We start from the raw sequence: 20,244 nt of genomic DNA on the forward strand, positions 1-20,244 counted from the left end.
TTCATGCCGGTTAATTTAAAAGGGAGAAGCTTACTTACATTAAAGGATTTCACCCCCCAGGAAATCCAATATTTACTGGACTTATCTAGAGATTTAAAGGTTAAAAAGAGAAATGGTGGAAAGGAAAAATTATTAGAAGGAAAAAATATTGTTTTGCTATTTGATAAAACATCTACTAGAACTAGATGTGCTTTTGAAGTGGCGGCTCTAGATGAAGGTGCCCATGTTACCTTTTTAGGAACCAATGATTCTCAAATCGGAAAAAAGGAATCTTTAGAGGACACAGCAAAGGTTTTAGGAAGATTTTATGATGGGATGGAATATAGAGGTTTTAAACAAGAGGTTGTTGAATTGTTGGCAAAGCATGCAGGGGTTCCAGTATGGAATGGCTTAACAGACCTATACCATCCAACCCAAATTTTAGCCGACCTGTTAACTATTACAGAGCACCTAATGAAGCCTTTAAACAAGGTGAAGTTAAGTTATGTGGGAGATGCTAGAAATAACATGGGTAATTCTTTAATGATCGGAGCAGCTAAAATGGGGATGGATTTCAGAGCTGTAGCACCAAAGGAGTTATTCCCATCTGAAGAATTGGTTGCTGAAATGAGGGATGTTGCTAAGGCAACAGGAGGTAAAATCACTCTAACAGAAGACATTGCCGAAGGAGTTAAAGATGTAGATGTAATCTACACAGATGTATGGGTATCTATGGGGGAAGAAGCTGAGTTTGAGGCTAGAATCAAACAGCTATTGCCTTATCAAGTGAATATGAATATGTTGAAGATGACAGGAAATCCAGATGTGATTTTTATGCACTGTTTACCTGCCTTCCATGACATTGAAACAAAGGTTGGAAGAGAAATCCATGAAAAGTTTGGGTTGAAGGAAATGGAAGTTACGGATGAAGTCTTTAAAAGTAAGCATTCTGTAGTATTTGATGAAGCAGAAAACAGAATGCATACTATAAAAGCGGTTATGGTAGCAACTTTATAAAAAGGAGGACACAGCATGATGCAGAAGAAGAGTAGAATCGTATTGGCCCTAGGAGGCAATGCTCTACAAGCTGATCCCAAGGATACTAGAGCAGAATCTCAGTTGGTTACTGCAAAGGAAACAGCAGTGGCTATTGTGGATTTAATTGAAGAAGGTCATGAGGTAATTATTGCCCATGGTAATGGGCCTCAGGTAGGGCAGATAATTGCCACCTATGAAGCAGCTGCTCAAACTAATCCTGGTATACCAGTCATGCCTTTCCCAGAATGTGGTGCCATGAGTCAAGGCTACATAGGTTATCACTTACAACAAGGAATTAGAGAAGAAATGAAAAATAGAGGATTAGATAAAAATGTTGCCACCATTGTTACCCAAGTAGTGGTGGATAAAAATGATCCAGGTTTTGAAAATCCGACAAAGCCGGTAGGCTCCTTCTTTAATGAGGAAGAAGCTAAAATCCTTATGGATAAAAAGGGCTATACTATCAAGGAAGATTCCGGAAGGGGTTGGAGAAGGGTGGTGGCCTCACCGGAGCCGTTAGATGTGGTAGAAGCTCCCATTATAAAAACCTTGGTAGAGGCGGGACATATTGTCATCACAGTGGGTGGTGGCGGTATACCAGTAATTAAGGAGGATATGGGGGCACTAAAGGGGGTTCCGGCTGTAATTGACAAAGATTTTGCATCAGAGAAGATAGCAGAAATATTGGAGGCAGATTATTTGATTATTTTAACCGCGGTTGAAAAAGTATCTATTTATTTCAATACACCTGAGCAAAAAGAATTGGATACTATGACGATAGGGGAAGCGAAGCAGTATATAGAAGAAGGACATTTTGCTCCTGGTTCTATGCTGCCTAAAGTAAAGGCTGCTATAAAATTCGTTGAATCAAAGGCTGGAAGAAAAGCATTAATTACCTCTTTAGAAAAGGCTAAGGAAGGAATTCAAGGAAAAACAGGAACTATATTACAATAATTATTTAGGGCAGAAGTACCCACCTGGGGTCCCCTTATTTCACTATAGAATTATATAAAAATCAATAATAATACTTAACTATAGACTATTTAAAAATTGTTATTTTCTTAAAGTTTTTGATATACTAGTTATGATTAACATATTAGGTATATTTTTACAAAAAAGAAAGGACGTGTTTAGATGGGTTTCAAAAAGACCATTGCTGGTCTAGTTGTAGGGGGATTACTGGTTTCCAATGGAGCTTTTGTCTTTGGAGCTACAAGTACAGTGCATATATCAAGGGTAGTGGATGAAGCTGTAGGTTATGACATGGGGAAGGAAGATGCTGCCCAACCCAATGCCAATATGAAAGAAGAAGAGGCGTTAAAGATAGGGAAGGACTATCTTCAAAAGTATTTTAACCTAGAGATTGATGAAAAGGGACAAAACTTTGAAAGCAATATCCAATTTCGAGAGGATTGGAATAGAAAAGGGAACTTTGTATGGGAATTGGGCTTTCATAGACATGGAAGAAATGAGTATTTAAGTGTAAATGTCACCATCAGGGACGAAGATGGTAAGCTAATGGGGCTAAGAAAACATCAAGATCATCGAAGCGAAGAAAATCAAATCGCTAAATATACCCGTGAGGAAGCTGAAAAGATAGCCCATGAATTTTTATTAAAAAGTAATAAAGATATTTTAGACCAGCTTATTTTAGATCCAAAATTTCACACCCCTCACTATTATGGACATATGGGGAACGGACTAAATCCTAGTGAATACGCTATTTCCTATATGAGACAACAAGATGGTATCCCAGTGCTACATAATGGAGTACAAATAGGTGTCAATAGTGGTAGTGGAGAAGTTACCTCCTATAGTTTAAATTGGAGTGAAGAAAAGTTCCCAGAGAAGAAGACAGTTATTAGTGAAGAAGAGGCTAAGGAAGCTTTCAAGGACAACATAAAGCTGGAATTAAGCTACATTCCTGTTAGAGATACAAGCCAGGGCTATAGTGATGGTGTAAAGGAAGTGAAGTTAGCCTATTCACCAAGATTTGATAGTGGTGCTTGGGTAGACGCAACTACAGGTGAAATGGTGAATTACCGAGGAGAGGTTTCTGAGGAACCGAAGAAAATTGATGTTACACCTGAGGAGAAAAAGGCCTTCCAAAGACTAAAAGCTACTAGAAAGACCCGTAGTCAAGAGATGAACAAAGAGGAAGCCATAGCACTGGCAAGACAAATATTAAGTAAGGTTTATGATGGAGAAGCCTTTAAGATTGAGCACGCCAACTATCACTCCAGTACCATTTATGGAGACGGTACCAGAAGAAAAGCATGGGATATTAACTTTCGTTTTGAGGATGAACCCTATGCCAATGGACAGTTAAGCATTGATGCTATGACGGAGGAAGTAATTCAATTAAATCATCATAACTGGCGAATGAGAGAAATGATGATAATGTCAGGAGATCCTGTCACTCCAGCTTTAACATGGGAGGAGGGCTATCATAAAGCAATTGAGGTTATAAAGGAGTTATACCCAGAAAAGCTGAAAAGCCTTGAACTAGAGGAAACTTACAGGGAAAATATCCATTATTACAATGATAGACAAATTGTCAATCCAGAGTACTATTTCTATTTTGCTAGAAAGGAAAACAATATTCCCTATAGGGATAATCAGGTACAGGTGTCCATCGATGCCTCCACCGGCAGGGTTGAAAGAATTTATTCAAGGTGGCATGATATAGCCCTACCTGAAACCACAAACCTATTGGAACAGGAAAAAGCCTTAGATTTATTAATGGAGGAGTCAGAAGTAAGCCTTTCCTATGTGGTTTTAGGACAGCCAAGAGAAAATGAAGGAAATCAAGTTAAATTGGTTTACGGTAATCAACTTACAAATTACCCCGTTTATAGTTATATAGATGCCCACACTGGAAGCTTTTTAGACTGGAATGGCCAACAGGTTAAACTGGAGGCTGGTCAAAATGGGGGTATCCAAGAGAAGCTTAAAGGCCATTTGGCAGAAAGAGAATTAAAAATTATGGCGGTCAATGGGATCTTGGATTTAGAAAAATTCGATTTAACCGATGAAATCATCAAAAATGAAATTATCAAGATGATGACATCGGCGGTAGGCAATTGGCATTATAGCATTGACGAAGTGGGAGAACTGAAATTCACTGATGTTTCTCCGAAGGATGATTATATAGAATATATCCGTGGGGCGGTAATCCATAGATTTCTTGAAAATAAAGCCGTAGCCCTTGGGGGTTATAACACTGTATCGAGGGAAGACTTTGCAGAAATGCTGATTAAGATGACACCATTAGAAAAAGCAGCTTTGGCTCAGGAAATCTATACTGTACCAGTAGATGACTTCGATAAAATCAGCCCAGATAAACAAGGTGCAGTAGCCTTGATGTATGGGTTAGATATATTAAAGGGAGAGGGAGACAGCTATCAGCCTAAAGGAAAGGTTACATTAGAGGATGCAGCGGTAGCTATCTATCGAACCTTCAAGCTATTTGGAAGAATCAATAGATGATAATATAAATCAATTCTAGAAGTGAAAAATCTAATTTTTCACTTCTTTTTTTTATGTCCTAAACATATATATAGTAGAGAAAAATTTAATGGACATATGGGGAAATTGACAAACTTTCTAACATATTTTAGGGAAAGGCAAATAAGATATAATAAGAGTTTTAATAAAAAATTTATGATAAATGAGAGGTGAGGAAAAAATGGCAGTTGAGCTAATGAAGGATTTATTAAAGGTAGACCAAGTCATAGGAGAAAATACTGTTCAAGCCATTATAGAAGGGGATATATTAGCCCCCGATACAAAGCCAGATATTACACGGGTAGTTGCAGTGGATGGCAATATACAATTGGCTAAACAAGAAACACAGGATAATAAAATTGTTGTAGAGGGTAGTCTACAGTTTAAAGTATTGTATGCATCTGAAAAGGGGGAGGAGCCTCTATATAGTATAGATAGTAGTACGGATTTCAACCAGGCTATAGAGATCAAGAACTTGGCTCCCCACATGAAGAACCAAGTAACAGCTGAAATTGAGCATATAGACTTCAGTTTAAATAATGAACGGAAAATAGGTGTAAAGGCTGTTATCAATCTGGAGGGAAAAGGCATTCAAGAAAGTCAAATAGAAATCACTAAGGATTTAGAAGGTCTTGAGGATATGGAGGTATTAAAGGAAACCCTACAATATACAGATATTATAGGAAGTAATGCCTCTGACACCCTTGTGAAGGATGCCTTTGAGTTGGAAAAGGACTTACCAGAAATCAAGGAAGTATTAAAATGGTATGCTATCCCTGTGGAAAAGGAAACTAAAATTACCGATGGTAAGGTTATCGTAGGTGGCAATGTAATACTAGAAGTTCTTTACATAGGTGAAGATCTAGATGCACCTTTAAATGCAATTAAAAAAGAAATGGCCTTCACCCACTTTATAGAAATTCCAGAAGCCTATAGTGATATGGAATACAAGTTAAACCTTAAGGTGGAGGATGTATATACTGATATTAAGGAAAATGCAGAAGGAGAAAAGAAAATTTTAGAAGTAGAAGGTATACTACGTGTAGAAGCTGTTGTTATGGAAACCCAAAAAAGGGAAGTTGTAGTAGACGCCTATTCTCCAACAAAAAAACTAGAAATAGAAAAAACTAAGCTAGAGGTAAAGGAAAATTTGGGAATTCATCGTTCTCAAGTCTTGGTGAGGGAAACGCTGGATCTCCCCACCAACAATCCACCGATGGCAGAGGTCTTTTCTGTCCACGCAAAACCTATTCTGACTGACTACAATCTATTGGAGGATAAGGTGATGTTGGAGGGAGTATTGGAGACCACAGTTATTTATACTACTGAAGAAGAACTGCAACCTATTTACAGCTATATGCAAGAGGTTCCCTTTAGACATTATATGGAAATTGAAGGATTGAAGGATGGAATGGATGCAGAGGTAAATTTGGTGGTGCAGGACTTAGATTATAGTAGAATCAATGAAGAACAAGTGGAAATAAGAATGAATATAGGAACGGGTTGTGAGGCCTATTGTACAAAATCCATAGATGTTGTTTCTCATGTAGAGGAATTAGAAGAAGTAATTGATATTACTAAGCAACCAAGCTTGACCATTTATTTCTTCCAAGAGGGAGACTCCCTTTGGAAAATAGCTAAAAAGTATCATACCACTGTTCAGCATATTATGGAGACCAATGAAATTGAAAGTATCCAAGATGTAAAGTCAGGAGATCAAATTATTATAGAAAAGGTGTATAACTTCAAATTTTAAGTAAATAACCCAAATCTTTAGTTTCATTTAAATTATCTATGAAACATAAAAGCTTTGACCGCAGTTTCAGACACTGGGGTCCTTCTTTTTTTATTTTCAAATATTTTATTGAAAATTTGCAGAAACTTCATCAATTGATATATAATATATACTAGTTAGTAGAGAATTGAAGGAGCTAATGATCAATGGATAAAATAAAATTAAAATCTAGGGCAAAAATCAATCTATCTCTTGATGTGTTGGGTAAAAGGCCCGATGGCTATCATGAGGTAGAGATGATTATGCAGCAAATTGACCTTTATGACAATATAATCCTAGTGGAGAGAAGGGATAAGAAAACCGTCGACATTATAACCGACTGTGAACATATCCCTAAAAACAACAGCAACATTGCTTACCGGGCAGCAGAAATCATAAAAAAACATTTTAATATTGCTACAGGACTAGATATTTACATTCAAAAGAATATTCCTGTAGCGGCAGGGTTAGCAGGGGGAAGTTCTAATGCAGCTGCTGTTTTAAAAGGTCTTAATTACTTATGGCAATTAAAGCTTTCCCAGAAAGACTTGATGGATATTGGTATCACCATAGGTGCTGATGTACCTTTTTGTATTATGGGAGGCACCGCCTTGGCTCAGGGTATTGGAGAAAAGCTAACTCCTGTTAAAGGTTTAAATAATGTATGGATAGTTATTGCAAAACCGTCTATTTCTGTTTCCACTGCAGAAGTATATAGTAAGCTGGATTTGTCAAAAATAAACAATAGACCTGATACAGTCAAACTATTGAAGGCTGTAGCAGACAATGATTTGTATACATTATCCAAAAACATGATAAATGTGTTGGAAACGGTGACAGAAAAAAAACATCCAATAATTAAAGAATTAAAGGGAAAATTAATAGAATACAATGCACTAGGCAGCATGATGTCAGGAAGCGGACCGACGGTTTTTGCTGTTTTTAAGAAATATGAAAGGGCCAAATCTGCTTATGAAAATCTTAAGATTATCAATAGGCAAACCTATTTGGTACAAAGCTATAGTAAGGGGAATGGTTATGAATAATCTAGAAAAGCTAAAAATTGAAAACTACAAGCCTTTGAGAGAGATTGTATTTCAATATTTAAGGGAGGCTATTTTAGAGGGGAAGCTAGAGCCAGGCAAAAGGTTGATGGAGATACAGTTGGCAGAAGAGCTAGGGGTTAGCAGAACCCCAGTAAGGGAAGCCATCAGAAAGCTGGAGCTAGAAGGGTTGGTAATCATGGTGGCCAGAAAGGGAGCCTATGTTGCCGATGTTTCTGTAAGGGATATGATAGAGGTTCTAGAGATTCGAGGAGCATTAGAAGGATTGGCGGCCTCCCTAGCAGCAGAACGAATGGGGGAGGAAGAAGTAGAACGTTTAAAGGAAATTGCCAAAGAATTTAGACAATGTCATATAGAAGAAGATGTAGAAGGTATGATTCAAAAAGATGTGGAATTCCATGATGCAATTTTTTACTCTACAAAAAATCACAAACTCTATCAAATCTCCCAAAGTTTAAGGGAGCAGATTTATCGTTTTCGTGTTAGATATATTTCTGAATACAACAAGTCTGAAGAACTAGTTATGGAGCATGAAAAAATTTATAAGGCCATCTCTGAAAGGGATGTTAAAAAGGCTTATACCTATGGGATGGAGCATATTGAAAACTTGGCGAAGCATATGCTAAAGCAGGTAGCACCTCCAGATAGAAGAAAATAATACCAGCAAGCAAATCCTAGGGAGGTATCTACATGAAGGCTATTATATTAGCAGGAGAAGGAAAAAAAGACAGGGGAAACTTTCACCAAGAAAAGGCCCTTGCCCCTATAAAGGGAATCCCTATGATTCAATATATTATTAAAGCCTTAAGGACCAGTGATTTTATTGATACTATTTTGGTTATTGGTAATATAGACACCCTTCAAGAGAGGATTGATAAGGATGTAGATATTTTAGTCCAGCAGGAGGCGTCTATGATGGACAATCTTCTAAAGGCCCTTGGATATTTTAAGGGAGAGGAAGAAATCCTCATTGTCACCTGTGATATACCTCTAATCAATAGGGATGTGGTGGATAACTTTATTCATACAGCTTTAGCTTTAAAGGTAGATATCGCCTATCCCATTGTAGAAAAAAGCCTTTGTCAGAAATTTTATCCCCAGGTAAAAAGAACCTATGTCCATCTAAAGGATGGTAGTTTTACAGGGGGCAACATGATTCTGTTGGCACCAACAGTTCTTAATAAAATTCAGCAAACTGCTAGGCTAATGATAGAAAACAGAAAAAAGCCAATTAGCATGTGTCGAGTGCTGGGCTTTCCATTTATTATAGCGTTATTGATGAGGAGACTTACTATACTAGGACTAGAAGGCTACATACAAAAAAAATTCCATATAAGGGCCAAGACCATTATTAGCCAAGACCCGGAAATAGCCAACGACATTGATAAGCTGGAAGACATCTTAATATTAGAAAAATATTTGTAGGAGCAGAGAATTTATTCTCTGCTCTATTAATTTGCATAGAACTTTCCAAAACTGCAAACATTATAAAAAGAAGTGACAAAATGGAAAAGGGTGAAGAAAGTTGCAACAATTTTTAATAAGATTAAAGGATATTTATGACGGCTATATGCTGGTACTAATGGTGTTTATAGGGTTGTTTTTATTATTGAGGGATGTTCCACTTTTGAGAAAAAAGAAGCTTAAAAGGGATGTAAAAATTGCAAAAGCTCTAGGTTATGTTTACGTTGTTGGAGGTATTACTCTATTTATAGCCTTAAGGATTTATAGACCATAGGAGGTGGGGCATTAAGATGGGATTTTGGAAGAAGCTATTTGGTCAAAAACAAAAAAAACAAAAACTAGGGAATATAAAAACCAACAAAAGTCTTGAAAAAAACCTGAAGCTTTTTAAAGAGAAGTTTTTAAAGGACTGTGACGATGTGATCTATAGGGAATTTACTATAGGAAAGGAGGATACCTATAAAGCGGCTGTTGTGTGGGTTGATGGTATGGTGGATAAGCAATTAATCAACAATTATATCATCGAGAGCTTAATGATCGACTCTCGATTGGCACCACCAGAGCCTAAAACCTTCAAAAACAGCATCGTAAATCTAATTAAAAATAAAACCTTAGCCGTCTCGGAAATTAGCGAAGTGGATACCATTGAAGATGCCTTAGTAAATATATTGAGTGGAGAAACTGCTTTTCTATTGGATGATTACGAAAAAATTATTATTATCCCCTCTAGGGGCTGGGAAGGCAGGGGAATTTCTGAGCCACAGACAGAAGCTGTTATACGGGGACCGAGGGATGGCTTTACAGAAACCATGAGATTTAACACCTCTTTAATCCGGCGAAGGATACGAGATCATCGGATGAAGATAAAAAACTATCGAGTGGGTACAAGATCCCAGACGGATATAGCTGTCATGTATATGGAGGATATTGTAAACAAAGAAGTTTTAAAGGAACTAGATAAAAGACTGAACAATGTGGATATAGATGCTATATTAGACAGTGGTCAACTGGAAGAATTAATTGAGGATAAATGGATATCTATTTTTCCTCAAATTCAAAATACTGAGCGTCCAGATACGGCGGCATCGGCAATTTTTCATGGCAGGATTGTTCTAGTGGTAGATAATACCCCTTTTGCCCTCATTATACCTACCACCTTCAATGCTTTAATCCAGTCGGCGGAGGACTATTATGAGCGGTGGGATATCGCTACAGTAATTAGAATATTAAGGTATTTTTGTGTGTTCCTAGCCCTTTTTGCCCCTGCCCTCTATGTAGGTGTCACTTCCTTTCATCCCCAGATGATTCCTACAGACCTAGCCCTTGCCGTAGCCGCAACTAGATTAGCAGTTCCCTTTCCAGCCATTGTGGAGGCTTTAATTATGGAGGTCACCATTGAAATTCTAAGGGAAGCTGGAATTAGATTACCTGGAGCCATTGGATCTACCATTGGAATTGTTGGTGGTTTGGTTATTGGACAGGCAGCAGTGGAGGCTGGGATTGTTGGACCTTTGATGGTTATCACAGTGGCCATTACAGCAATAGCATCCTTTGCCATCCCCAGCTATAATTTATCTATTGCCTTTAGATTGCTTCGGTTCGGTATTTTATTTGCAGCGGCGGCCTTTGGTCTTTACGGTATTATGCTGGCAGCTCTATTGATCCTTATACACCTGTGTAGTTTAAAAAGCTTTGGTATGCCTTATCTATCTCCCTTTATTAGCTTTATTGGAGATTCCTCTGATTTAAAGGATACTGTCGTAAGGGTGCCCCATATTGCCATGAACAAGCGGGATGTAAATTCCCCTAAAGATGAAAAGATCCGGTTGGATGATCATCAGGAGGAGGATTTTAATAGGGAGGACAATATAGAAGAGAAGAAATAAACTTGGAAGTTAGGAGGGGAATGGAAGTAATGAGAAAGAAAATGATACTATTGATGGTTCTAGCTATAGCTATAGTATTAACGGGTTGTTGGGATGCTATTGAAATTGATAAAAGGGGATATGTAATGGTATTGGGGGTAGATAAATATGAAGCACCATCTCCACAGGAGGAAGAAGAAGTAATGGCGGAGGCCCCCCGTGTCCCTAAGGATACCCCAAGAAATAGATATTCCTTCACCTATGTTTTACCTAACCTTTCCTTTATTAACGGAGAAGGAGGAGATGCTAATATTGTTTATAGTACAGTAGGTGAAAGCCTCTATGGGGCTACTCGGATATTAAGCACCCGTATTAACCGCCAGGTTTTTTTTGGTCATATGAAGGTTGTAGTAATAGATGAAAAGGTAGCTAGAGATGCCCATATGTTTCAAGAGACTTTAGATGCTATAGAAAGGGATCCCCTTATTAGTAGAAGGGTGCATATAGCTATTACCCCCAATACCGCCAAAGAGGTGTTAGGGATAGAGCCTCAAATAAATCCAATGACAGGAGACTTTTTGAAGGATTTATTTCTAAACAAGGATCGTTCTCCTCGCTCTGGAGGGGGTGTCATAGGAGATATTTTTGAGGAGCTTCGGCGATGGGGGAATATAGTAATACCACGGATAGTTCCAGGAGAAGAAGATATTAAGGTGGCAGGTTCAGCTGTTTTTAAAGATTATCAAATGGTGGGATGGCTGGGTGAAGTAGAAACAAGGGCTTTAGAAATTCTAAGAGGGACTGCTAGACCGGGAGGACTAACTGTACGATATCAAAATGATACTGAATATATTGTTCCTGTGGATTTAATCTATCTATCTTCTATAACGGAGCTAGATGACACCAGTGATAAAATTAAGATTAAAAAAGAGATTAGGACAGAGGGAAACATTCAACAATTTGCATTTCTTACAGAAAATGATTTGCTGGAATCCCAGATTATTACAGAAATAGAAGCTTTGGTATCGGAGAAATTGGAGAAAGAATTGAAGGATACCATTGAAAAACTCCAAAAGGAATTTGAAGTGGATGTCCTAGGGATAGATGATTATATCAGTAAGTATTACCCAAAGTTTTGGGCTGAGGTGGAGGAGGATTGGCAGGAGATTTTTCCTAACATAGAGATCGAAGTCGATGTAAATACAATAATACGTCGTATGGGATTAACTAAATAATAAGGAAAAGGAGGGAAGAATGATGTTTTTAAATAATGATAAAATATCGATTTCTCAAATGGTTAGCATAATTATATTGACCATTGTGGGCTCGGGGATTTTGACCTTACCTCGGGAATTAATAGAGGTGGCTGGTTCAGATGGATGGTTGATATTAATCGTAGGAGGATTGACAGTGATAGGAGTATCTCTTGTTCATGGCTATATTATAAGATCTTTTCCAGGAAAGAGTTTTTTTCAAATCCTCACTTTAACCCTAACAAAACCTATAGCTTATATTGTAGGGATATACACCATCGTTTACTTTATAGGGGGAACGGGATATATAATCCGAATATTTGCAATGACAGTAAATGCCTTGCTCCTTCCTCAAACCCCTCCTGAACTTACGGGATTGGCAGTTTTACTTATATCAGCCTATCTAGGGAGACAGGGGATAGAAGTGCTGGGAAGAATGGCAGAATTTATAATAATACCATTGTCAGTTGTTACATTAGCTTTATTTATGTTATCCTGGGGACATGCACAACCATCCAATCTTCTACCTGTTCTTCAAACCTCTCCTTTTGAAATTATTCGTGGGATACCTGTAGTACTGTTTAGTTTTTTAGGCTTTGAGCTTTTGTTGATTTTTGGGGGGTTTATAGATAAGCCTAAAAAATCTACAAAGGTGGGGGCTATTGCTATTGTTATGGTATTGTTGTTATATCAAATTCTAAATGCCTCTACCTTAGTAACCTTGGGTCAACAACAAACAAAAGAGCTTTTATGGCCAGTTATAAACACCTTTAAAAGCATAGAACTTCCCGGGGCCTTTATAGAAGATGTACAGGTTGTTGTCATCACCCTATGGATAGTTACTATCTTTATGACTATAGCCCCTTTTCATTTAGGAGCTACACTATTAACGATGGAACTGGCTGGGGGGAAGGAACATAGTTACTATGCCCTCCTACCCTTGCCCTTTATTGGTGTTGTTGCAGCATGGGATACCAGTATAGCTGATGTCTATGAAAGCTTAGGAACGTTTTCTGATTACACAGTCTACGGGGTGATACTTCTTGTACCTTTAGGAATCCTCATATCCATGATCATTAGAGGTAGAAAAAACAAAGAGGATAAAGTAGCATAGCAAAGGTAGTGGGGACAGATGGATGGTTGATATTACTGGGTGGAGGGAAGAATCACTACTATGGAGATTGCAGCCCTCCATTGGTACATTATTAGATTTTTTCAAGGAAGAGTTGTTTTGAAGTCCTAGGATTACTATTGTTATTTTGTTGCCTATGCCAATGAAAGAGATTTTTAACAAAAAGGTTAGAGAAAAAATATAAGGAAAGATAAAGGAAGGCTTGCATATTTTTTCCCCTATTTGTACATACTGATAATAGAACAATCAAATGGTTAAGGAGGGGGAATTTTATATGTATAAACGAATTATAATAGGTATGATGATTACTGGACTTATAGGTGGCATAGTATTTTATAATAAAGTAGATAGTGGAGATTTTCAATTGGAAAGACGGGGAGAAAACCTCATTCGATTCCATGTTTTAGCCAATAGTGATGATCCTGAAGACCAGGTATTGAAGTTAAAGGTGAGGGACAGAATTATTGAAGCCATGGCTGAAGATTTTGAGACCTCCAGTGGTGTGGAGGAAAGTAGAGAAATTATTACAAATAATTTAAAAAAGATAGAGGAAGTGGCGGCAAAGGAGGTCTTTGCCAATGGTAAGGATTTGAAGGTAACAGCAATATTGACAGAGGATAGTTTTCCCACAAGACGCTATGGAGGCGTGGTATTTCCTGCTGGAAAATATGAAGCTCTAAAGGTTGTTATAGGTGAAGGAATAGGTCAAAATTGGTGGTGTGTCATGTTTCCGCCCCTATGCTTTGTAGATGTAAAAAATGGCCTTACCGATGCTAAAACCCAACAGGAGCTAAAAAACACATTAAGTGAGGAAGAATATACATTGCTGTATACAGTCAGTAATGATGGAGAATTACCTCTACAACTAAAGTCCAAGATAGCAGAGGTTTTTAGAGCCTCTAGAAATCAATTTAATCGTTTAGCATCTAAATTTTAAAAGTATATAGAAAATAACAAAGTACAGCAGAGAATAATTCTTTGCTGTTTTTTTATTTACCAAGATTAAAAAGTTGAATAATAGGTGACATAAGAGTAGAATATTAATAGGATATGAAGGAAGGTGTAAATATGAAAAAATTAAATGTTATGGTGGTTTTTGGAGGACAGTCAGGAGAGCACGAAGTATCCTTGATGTCAGTGACTTCTATACTAAAGGTAATGAATAGAGAGAAGTACAATATTATGCCAGTAGGTATCACTAAGGAAGGTATATGGAAGGTATATAAAGGACCCTTTGATAAAATTGCTACAGGAGAATGGGAAGCCTTGGCAGAGGATAAAGAGGTTATTTCCTTAGGAAAGAACAATGGAGAAAAAATAGATGTGGTTTTCCCTGTGCTTCATGGTCCCTATGGTGAGGATGGAACTATCCAAGGTTTATTAGAGATGATGAACATACCCTATGTAGGTGCAGGTGTATTGGCTTCTGCCATAGCTATGGATAAAGCCATGTCAAAAAAACTTTGCACTTCAGAAAATATACCCCAAGCAAAGTATGTTATGATGATACATACTAGTTATTTACAGAAAAAAGAGGTATATATTCAAGAAATTGAGGAAAAATTAGGATATCCAGTATTTGTAAAGCCTGCTAACCTAGGTTCAAGTGTAGGTATTTCAAAGGCAAAAAATCAACAACAGCTGTTGGAAGCTATAGATGAAGCCTTTAAGTATGATAGAAAGGTGGTGGTGGAGGAATTTATCAATGGTAGAGAGATTGAATGCTCTGTCCTAGGTAACGATGAAGCTATAGCCTCCCTACCAGCAGAAATCATACCCTCCCATGAGTTTTATGATTATAAGGATAAGTATTTTAATGGTACCAGTAGTTTTCAAATTCCTGCAGATCTACCAGAGACTATTATAGAAGAGGTCAGAAGCTTAGCCCTAAAGATTTATAAGTTATTGGATTGTAGCGGTTTAAGTCGAGTTGACTTTTTTGTTGAAAGAGAAACCCATAGGATCTATTTCAATGAAATCAATACAATGCCAGGATTTACAAAGATAAGCATGTACCCTAAGATGTGGGAGGCTACAGGCATTGGGTATGAAGCATTGATTGATAGATTAATAGCTTTGGCCATAGAAAGGTTTGATGAAAGACCAAAATCATACTAGTAGTAAAGGATGGATGAGATGAAGGAGAAGAGAATGATAAAGGTAGTGGGTATTCAAAAAGATAATAGAGGGGAAGAAAATAAGATAGAACTAGTGACAGAAGGAACCTGCTACGAAAAAAGGAATCACCTCTATATTGTCTATGATGAATCAGAAATCTCTGGCATGGAGGGGGCAACTACTACCCTAAAGATTGAAGAGGGTAATAGGGTATCTATGAAACGTTTTGGTAGTACGGATTTACAAATGATTTTTGAAGAGGGAAAGGCCTTTACCTCCCAATACAATACACAGTTTGGCAACTTTGGCATGGAAATTTTTACAAAACAATTGGATGTTAAACTATGCGATGATACGAAAAAGGGGAGTATAGAAATCCACTATGATTTGTGGATAGAAGGTTTAGCCGATACCATTAATGAACTAAGGGTACAATTGATGTAGGATAATAAAATTTCAAATAAATATAAGTAATTTAAGATATTATTTAAAAATCAAGTGGAAAAAGGGGCCAAAGGCCCCTTTTCCTTTATAGCATATCTTCATAAGCCTTTATGCCAGCCAATGATGTAGCTGTTTTTACAGCCCTAAGGACAGCTTCCCCCATTACCCTAGCAGCCAAAAACCCAACAACATTGACATCTGCCTCCACCCTACCAGTACCCATTGCAAAGATAGTATCACCGTCCACCATCGTATGGGCTGGACGCATGGTTCTAGCATAGCCATTATGGGCCATGGAGGCCACCTTATTTGCTTGGGCCTTGGTAAAAGTACAATTTGTTGCAATAACTCCTATGGTGGTATTGCCGCTGAAGAGGTTTTTTCTGTTATCGTATTGCTGTAGCATCACATCTTCAGTATCAGCAAAGCCTTTTAAATCCTCATCTAAAAGACCAGCTATGATTTCACCAGTTGAAGGATTGATAACATCTCCTAAACAATTGACTGCCACCAGTGCCCCTACCTTTAATTCCCCTATCTGAAGAGCATAGGAGCCTAAGCCCCCCTTCATGGCCCTTTCATAGCCTAAAAGTTTCCCAACAGTAGCACCTGTGCCTGCTCCAATGGTTCCGTTTATTACAGGTTGGTTGGTAGCATTTAAACAGGCTTGATAGCCCATTTCCCTATTGGGTCTAATTTTATGGTTTCCCACAGGCAAATCAAACAATACTGCACTACAAACAATAGGAACCTTTGTAACCTGTACATCAAACCCAATGCCTCGTTTTTCTAAAAATTCCATAGCCCCAGAGGCGGCATCCAGACCAAAGGCACTACCTCCCGCCAGCATAACTCCGTGAATTTTATCAACCAGATTCACTGGATTTAATAAATCTGTTTCTCTAGTGCCAGGAGCACCCCCTCTTATGTCTACTCCCCCTGTTGCCCCCTCCTCACAAATAATAACTGTACATCCAGTGGCACCTTCAAAATCCTGTTGATGCCCTACTTTAATACCTTCTATTTCTGTAAATTCAATTTTCTGCAACTTTACAGCCTCCTTTTATTTATCCCATAGTAATAACTTTAATGATGGCTATAATAACCCCTGTTACACCTTCTCCACCTAACATACCTGAGGAAACAATAACACCTTTATCACTGGTATTTGGTTTGATTTTAGAGATGATAAAGTTTAAAAATCCTCCTAAGAAAACAGCTGTAGAAATAAACATTGGTAAGTATATACCTATACCTAAAGTCATACCAGGAATATTAAATAAGTATAGGGCTACTCCCAATACTAAACCCACAATAAATGCAAAGGTATTTGGCAAACCCCCAACCATTGTTGAAACAGCATAGGCTTGGGGTGCAGGCAATTCTGTTCCTGGCCCCATAGAACCATAGGCTTTAAACATAACAAATAATACAATAACCGATACAATAGCTCCTATAATACCTCCTACAGCTTCCGAGATAAGCTGAGCCTTAGGGTCAGTTTTTAAAATATAACCTGATTTGAAATCATTTAGTACATCTCCCGTTAAACCACAGGCAACTGCTACAACACCAGCGATTAAAAAGGCTTCTACTCCACCTGTATTTGCTAAACCTTTTACTGCCAGTAAAATAATTATACCAAAAATCTCCATTGGATTGATACCTGTTTGACCTGTAATGGAGGCAGCCATAGCTGTTGTCAACCAAACCCCTAGGATGGTCAATATACTAGGAATTAATCTCATATCAGTAAGGGCTGTTAATAAAAAGGCAATTAAAGCAAAGGCTATAGGGGCCCATTTTAAATTGACACCACCTTCTTTTGCTGCCTTGCCGCTAACCATAGGTCCATAAATTTCTTTGGCCTTTGGAATAATTCCTTTTAAAAGTATACCTATTCCTGTCCCCACCATAAGACCTATTCCTAGACTATCTTTGAAGGCAGTGGCAACCCCTACATCAGGAAACCATCCTGCTCCTACACCTACTGGAATGATAAAGAAGTAAGCTAATACAGCTCCTAAAAACCAGACCCCAGTAAACAATGGTCCGATAATATAACCAATGGCCACCGCCATTGGTGAAATCCATACGCCAAAAAATATATTTTTGGCCATAAGCTTTGTTGACATCCAAGCACCTGGAATCAATCCAAATCCGTCTCGAAGGGCAGTGAATACTGCTGTAATACCTAAAGTTGAAAATAACGTTTTAGCCTTTCCTCCCCCTTCATCTCCTGCTAAAACAGTTTCTGATGCAGCAATACCCATTGGAAAGGGAAGTTTTTCTCCTTCGATAAAATATTTTCTAACTAATGCTGTAAAAATTACACCTAAAACCGTTCCAGATAAAGTAACAACCAATAGGGTTAAAAAGCTAACCTCAGCATCGCTATTTAACATCCAAATTCCAGGAATCGTAAAAGCTAAGCCTCCTGCCACCATACCACCAGCTGACATAGCAGTATGGGTTACATTGATTTCATTTAAGTTTGTTTTCCCCATAGCCTTTAAAATTGTCATAGACATAACAGCAACAAATATAGTGGGCCATGGCAGGGCCCCCATTCTAAGGGCTACATACATAGAACTGGTGGTGATAATGACGGCACCGATAGCCCCAATGATTAGTCCCCTCAAAGTAAGCTGCTCCTTAAAGCTTTTGGCATAACGCACTTCTTTTTTAGAAACGTCCATTTTACTAACCTCCTCGTATAATAAACTTAATGAATCTTCCACTCTTAAATGCTACTTATCTAAGCTGAAATAAAGATCCTCCATATCTTAGAAGAGCTATCTAATGTTGGATTTTTTCGTGATCCTGTTCTAAGTGCTCATTACAATAAGAATAAACGTCATTTTACGACAATAGGTGCTGTTGCAAAAAAGCTATTGTATATAATTTATACTGTACTGAGAAATAATAAACCTTATGCTCTTATTACTTGAGATGAATAACATGAATATCTACCATCAAGGGTTATGGAAAGATACTAAACCTTGATTTACTGTACCCTTTTTGAGGGTAGCAAGTTCAAAATACATTTATGTAGATTACCACAGGGAAGGGTGAAGCACACCCTTCCCTGTATGTTAATGAAATGATTAGATACCCCAGAAGGTTTTTAAAATTTTATCAGAGGGCCTTTCAGTGAAGGAACTTACTACTACAAAGGCAATGAGTGAAAGAATTAGTGGTAGAGCTATGGTGTGCATACCTAGAGGCCGAGTCCATATTTTACTGAATAATATATAGGCTCCTACTCCTGTAACAATAGAAGCAAAGGCACCAGGTGCATTGGCTCTTTTCCAGTAAAGCCCTAATAGAATAGGCCAAAGGAAGGTTGAAATAAGGCCGGCATTGGCATATAGGTTTAACCACACCATAAGGGGTGGTGGATTAAAGGCCACGAAAAAAATAATAATCCCCACAATAATCGTACTAATAAAACTGATTTTAGCTGTTAACTTTTGATTTTTCTTTAGGTTTGGATTAATATAGTTGGAGATGAGATCGTTGACGATAGCACCTACTACAATCAATAATTGTGAGTCCACAGTAGACATGACGGCTGCTAGAGGTCCTGCAAGGATAATCCCTGCAATCCAAGCGGGGAATAAAGTTGTTGTAAGAGCTGGCACCACTAAATCCCCTGATTCTATTCCAGGTACCAATACAATACCCGCAGCTCCTACGAAGTGCATACCTAGTAATAAAACCATAGAAACAACTGTACCGTAAATGATACCATCCTTTAAGCTTTTGCTGTCTTTATAGCTCATGGCTCGCATACCAACGCTAGGCAAGCCTACAACAGCAAAGCCTACTAAAATCCAAAATGATGTAACCCATGCCTTCGTCATAAAACCTTCAGTTACACCATAGGGTGTTATTAATCTAGGATTGATCTCATACATTTTCTGAATGATGTTGGATAGTCCTCCCCCCGCCACAAGAGTTGCTGCTACTAAAGCGATAGTTCCTATTGTCATAATGATACCTTGTAATGTATCCGTTAAAGCTACGGCTCTAAATCCCCCGATAACAGTATAGATTAATACGGTAATAGCAAAGAATGAAAGAGCAACTTGATAGGATACACCTACTGAGCCTTGAATAAGACGAGCAGCTCCAATCCATTGAGCACCCATGGCGGCTATAAAAAAGGCAACAATTGATAGAGAACATAGAACCACCAGCACATCGTTTTTATACCGTTCTCTAATAAAATCAGTAATGGTGACAGCGTTGATTTTTCTAGCTATAATAGCAAATTTTTTACCTAACACTGCTAAGGTGAAATAACCAGTGGGCATTTGACTCATGGCAAGAAAAATCCAACCTAAACCAAAGGTATATGCGGAACCGGGACCACCTATGAAACTGCCGGCACTTAGGTAAGTAACAACCAATGTCATAGCCAATACAAAGCCACCTAGGTCCCTTCCGCCAGTAAGATACTCTGTTAAAAATCCATCTCCTTCGCTTTGGTTTTCACTGGCTTTAGAAACAAATTTCATGCTATGGAATCCTATAAAAAATACGCCAATAAAATAGAGCACCAATGGTATAAGAACACTCCAGTTTACACCTGACATGCATT

General features: G+C 38.0%; 17 protein-coding genes. 14 read left to right on the top strand and 3 right to left on the bottom strand.

Annotation, left to right across the window (positions count from 1 at the left end; all coding sequences use genetic code 11):
• Positions 1–3 precede the first annotated feature (3 nt).
• From argF to BLS22_RS10450, 14 genes are all read left to right on the top strand, one after another.
• Positions 4–996 carry an ornithine carbamoyltransferase gene (gene argF / locus BLS22_RS10385; protein ID WP_090553686.1) on the top strand — a complete coding sequence of 331 codons (993 nt, stop codon included), beginning with the start codon at positions 4–6 and terminating at the stop codon, positions 994–996.
• Positions 997–1,011: 15 nt separating this feature from the next.
• Positions 1,012–1,971 (top strand): carbamate kinase, encoded by a 960-nt coding sequence (gene arcC / locus BLS22_RS10390; RefSeq protein WP_090553687.1) that lies wholly within the window; start codon positions 1,012–1,014, stop codon positions 1,969–1,971.
• A 180-nt stretch (positions 1,972–2,151) separates the two neighbouring features.
• Positions 2,152–4,506, top strand: coding sequence for a YcdB/YcdC domain-containing protein (locus BLS22_RS10395; protein WP_090553688.1), 2,355 nt, complete (start codon positions 2,152–2,154; stop codon positions 4,504–4,506).
• A 199-nt stretch (positions 4,507–4,705) separates the two neighbouring features.
• Positions 4,706–6,280 carry a DUF3794 and LysM peptidoglycan-binding domain-containing protein gene (locus BLS22_RS10400; RefSeq protein ID WP_090553689.1) on the top strand — a complete coding sequence of 525 codons (1,575 nt, stop codon included), beginning with the start codon at positions 4,706–4,708 and terminating at the stop codon, positions 6,278–6,280.
• A 185-nt stretch (positions 6,281–6,465) separates the two neighbouring features.
• Positions 6,466–7,344, top strand: coding sequence for a 4-(cytidine 5'-diphospho)-2-C-methyl-D-erythritol kinase (gene ispE, locus BLS22_RS10405; RefSeq protein WP_090553690.1), 879 nt, complete (start codon positions 6,466–6,468; stop codon positions 7,342–7,344).
• On the top strand, positions 7,337–8,020 hold the full coding sequence (locus tag BLS22_RS10410) for a GntR family transcriptional regulator (protein WP_090553691.1): 684 nt from the start codon (positions 7,337–7,339) through the stop codon (positions 8,018–8,020). The genes ispE and BLS22_RS10410 overlap by 8 nt, the downstream gene beginning before the upstream one ends.
• A gap of 32 nt (positions 8,021–8,052) precedes the next feature.
• The gene (locus BLS22_RS10415; RefSeq protein WP_090553692.1) at positions 8,053–8,787 is read left to right on the top strand and encodes a nucleotidyltransferase family protein; all 735 of its coding nucleotides are present in this window, start codon (positions 8,053–8,055) and stop codon (positions 8,785–8,787) included.
• A 100-nt stretch (positions 8,788–8,887) separates the two neighbouring features.
• Positions 8,888–9,100, top strand: a complete 213-nt coding sequence (locus BLS22_RS10420; RefSeq protein ID WP_090553693.1) for a CLC_0170 family protein — start codon at positions 8,888–8,890, stop codon at positions 9,098–9,100.
• Positions 9,101–9,116: 16 nt separating this feature from the next.
• A complete protein-coding gene (locus BLS22_RS10425) occupies positions 9,117–10,712 on the top strand; it encodes a spore germination protein (RefSeq protein ID WP_090553694.1) in 1,596 nt (531 codons plus the stop codon).
• 29 nt (positions 10,713–10,741) lie between these two features.
• Positions 10,742–11,926: a Ger(x)C family spore germination protein gene (locus BLS22_RS10430; protein WP_176762137.1), complete on the top strand. Its 1,185-nt coding sequence runs from the start codon at positions 10,742–10,744 to the stop codon at positions 11,924–11,926.
• 22 nt (positions 11,927–11,948) lie between these two features.
• A complete protein-coding gene (locus tag BLS22_RS10435; protein WP_090553696.1) occupies positions 11,949–13,058 on the top strand; it encodes a GerAB/ArcD/ProY family transporter in 1,110 nt (369 codons plus the stop codon).
• Between the two features lie 292 nt (positions 13,059–13,350).
• Positions 13,351–14,013: a stage II sporulation protein R gene (gene spoIIR, locus BLS22_RS10440; protein WP_090553697.1), complete on the top strand. Its 663-nt coding sequence runs from the start codon at positions 13,351–13,353 to the stop codon at positions 14,011–14,013.
• Positions 14,014–14,144: 131 nt separating this feature from the next.
• Positions 14,145–15,194, top strand: a complete 1,050-nt coding sequence (locus BLS22_RS10445) for a D-alanine--D-alanine ligase family protein (RefSeq protein ID WP_090553698.1) — start codon at positions 14,145–14,147, stop codon at positions 15,192–15,194.
• An 18-nt stretch (positions 15,195–15,212) separates the two neighbouring features.
• The gene (locus BLS22_RS10450) at positions 15,213–15,638 is read left to right on the top strand and encodes a YwiB family protein (protein ID WP_090553699.1); all 426 of its coding nucleotides are present in this window, start codon (positions 15,213–15,215) and stop codon (positions 15,636–15,638) included.
• 85 nt (positions 15,639–15,723) lie between these two features.
• On the opposite strand, the gene BLS22_RS10455 is transcribed toward BLS22_RS10450, so the two are convergent.
• The 3 genes from BLS22_RS10455 to panF all read right to left on the bottom strand — a co-directional run bounded on the left by BLS22_RS10455 (position 15,724) and on the right by panF (position 20,239).
• Positions 15,724–16,686, bottom strand: a complete 963-nt coding sequence (locus tag BLS22_RS10455) for a P1 family peptidase (RefSeq protein ID WP_090553700.1) — start codon at positions 16,684–16,686, stop codon at positions 15,724–15,726.
• Between the two features lie 19 nt (positions 16,687–16,705).
• Positions 16,706–18,337 (bottom strand): OPT/YSL family transporter, encoded by a 1,632-nt coding sequence (locus BLS22_RS10460; RefSeq protein ID WP_090553701.1) that lies wholly within the window; start codon positions 18,335–18,337, stop codon positions 16,706–16,708.
• 408 nt (positions 18,338–18,745) lie between these two features.
• Entirely contained in the window at positions 18,746–20,239 is a 1,494-nt protein-coding gene (gene panF / locus BLS22_RS10465) for a sodium/pantothenate symporter (RefSeq protein ID WP_090553702.1), read from the bottom strand.
• Positions 20,240–20,244: the final 5 nt, after the last annotated feature.

This window comes from Natronincola ferrireducens, from assembly GCF_900100845.1.
GTDB classification, from domain to species: domain Bacteria; phylum Bacillota; class Clostridia; order Peptostreptococcales; family Natronincolaceae; genus Natronincola_B; species Natronincola_B ferrireducens.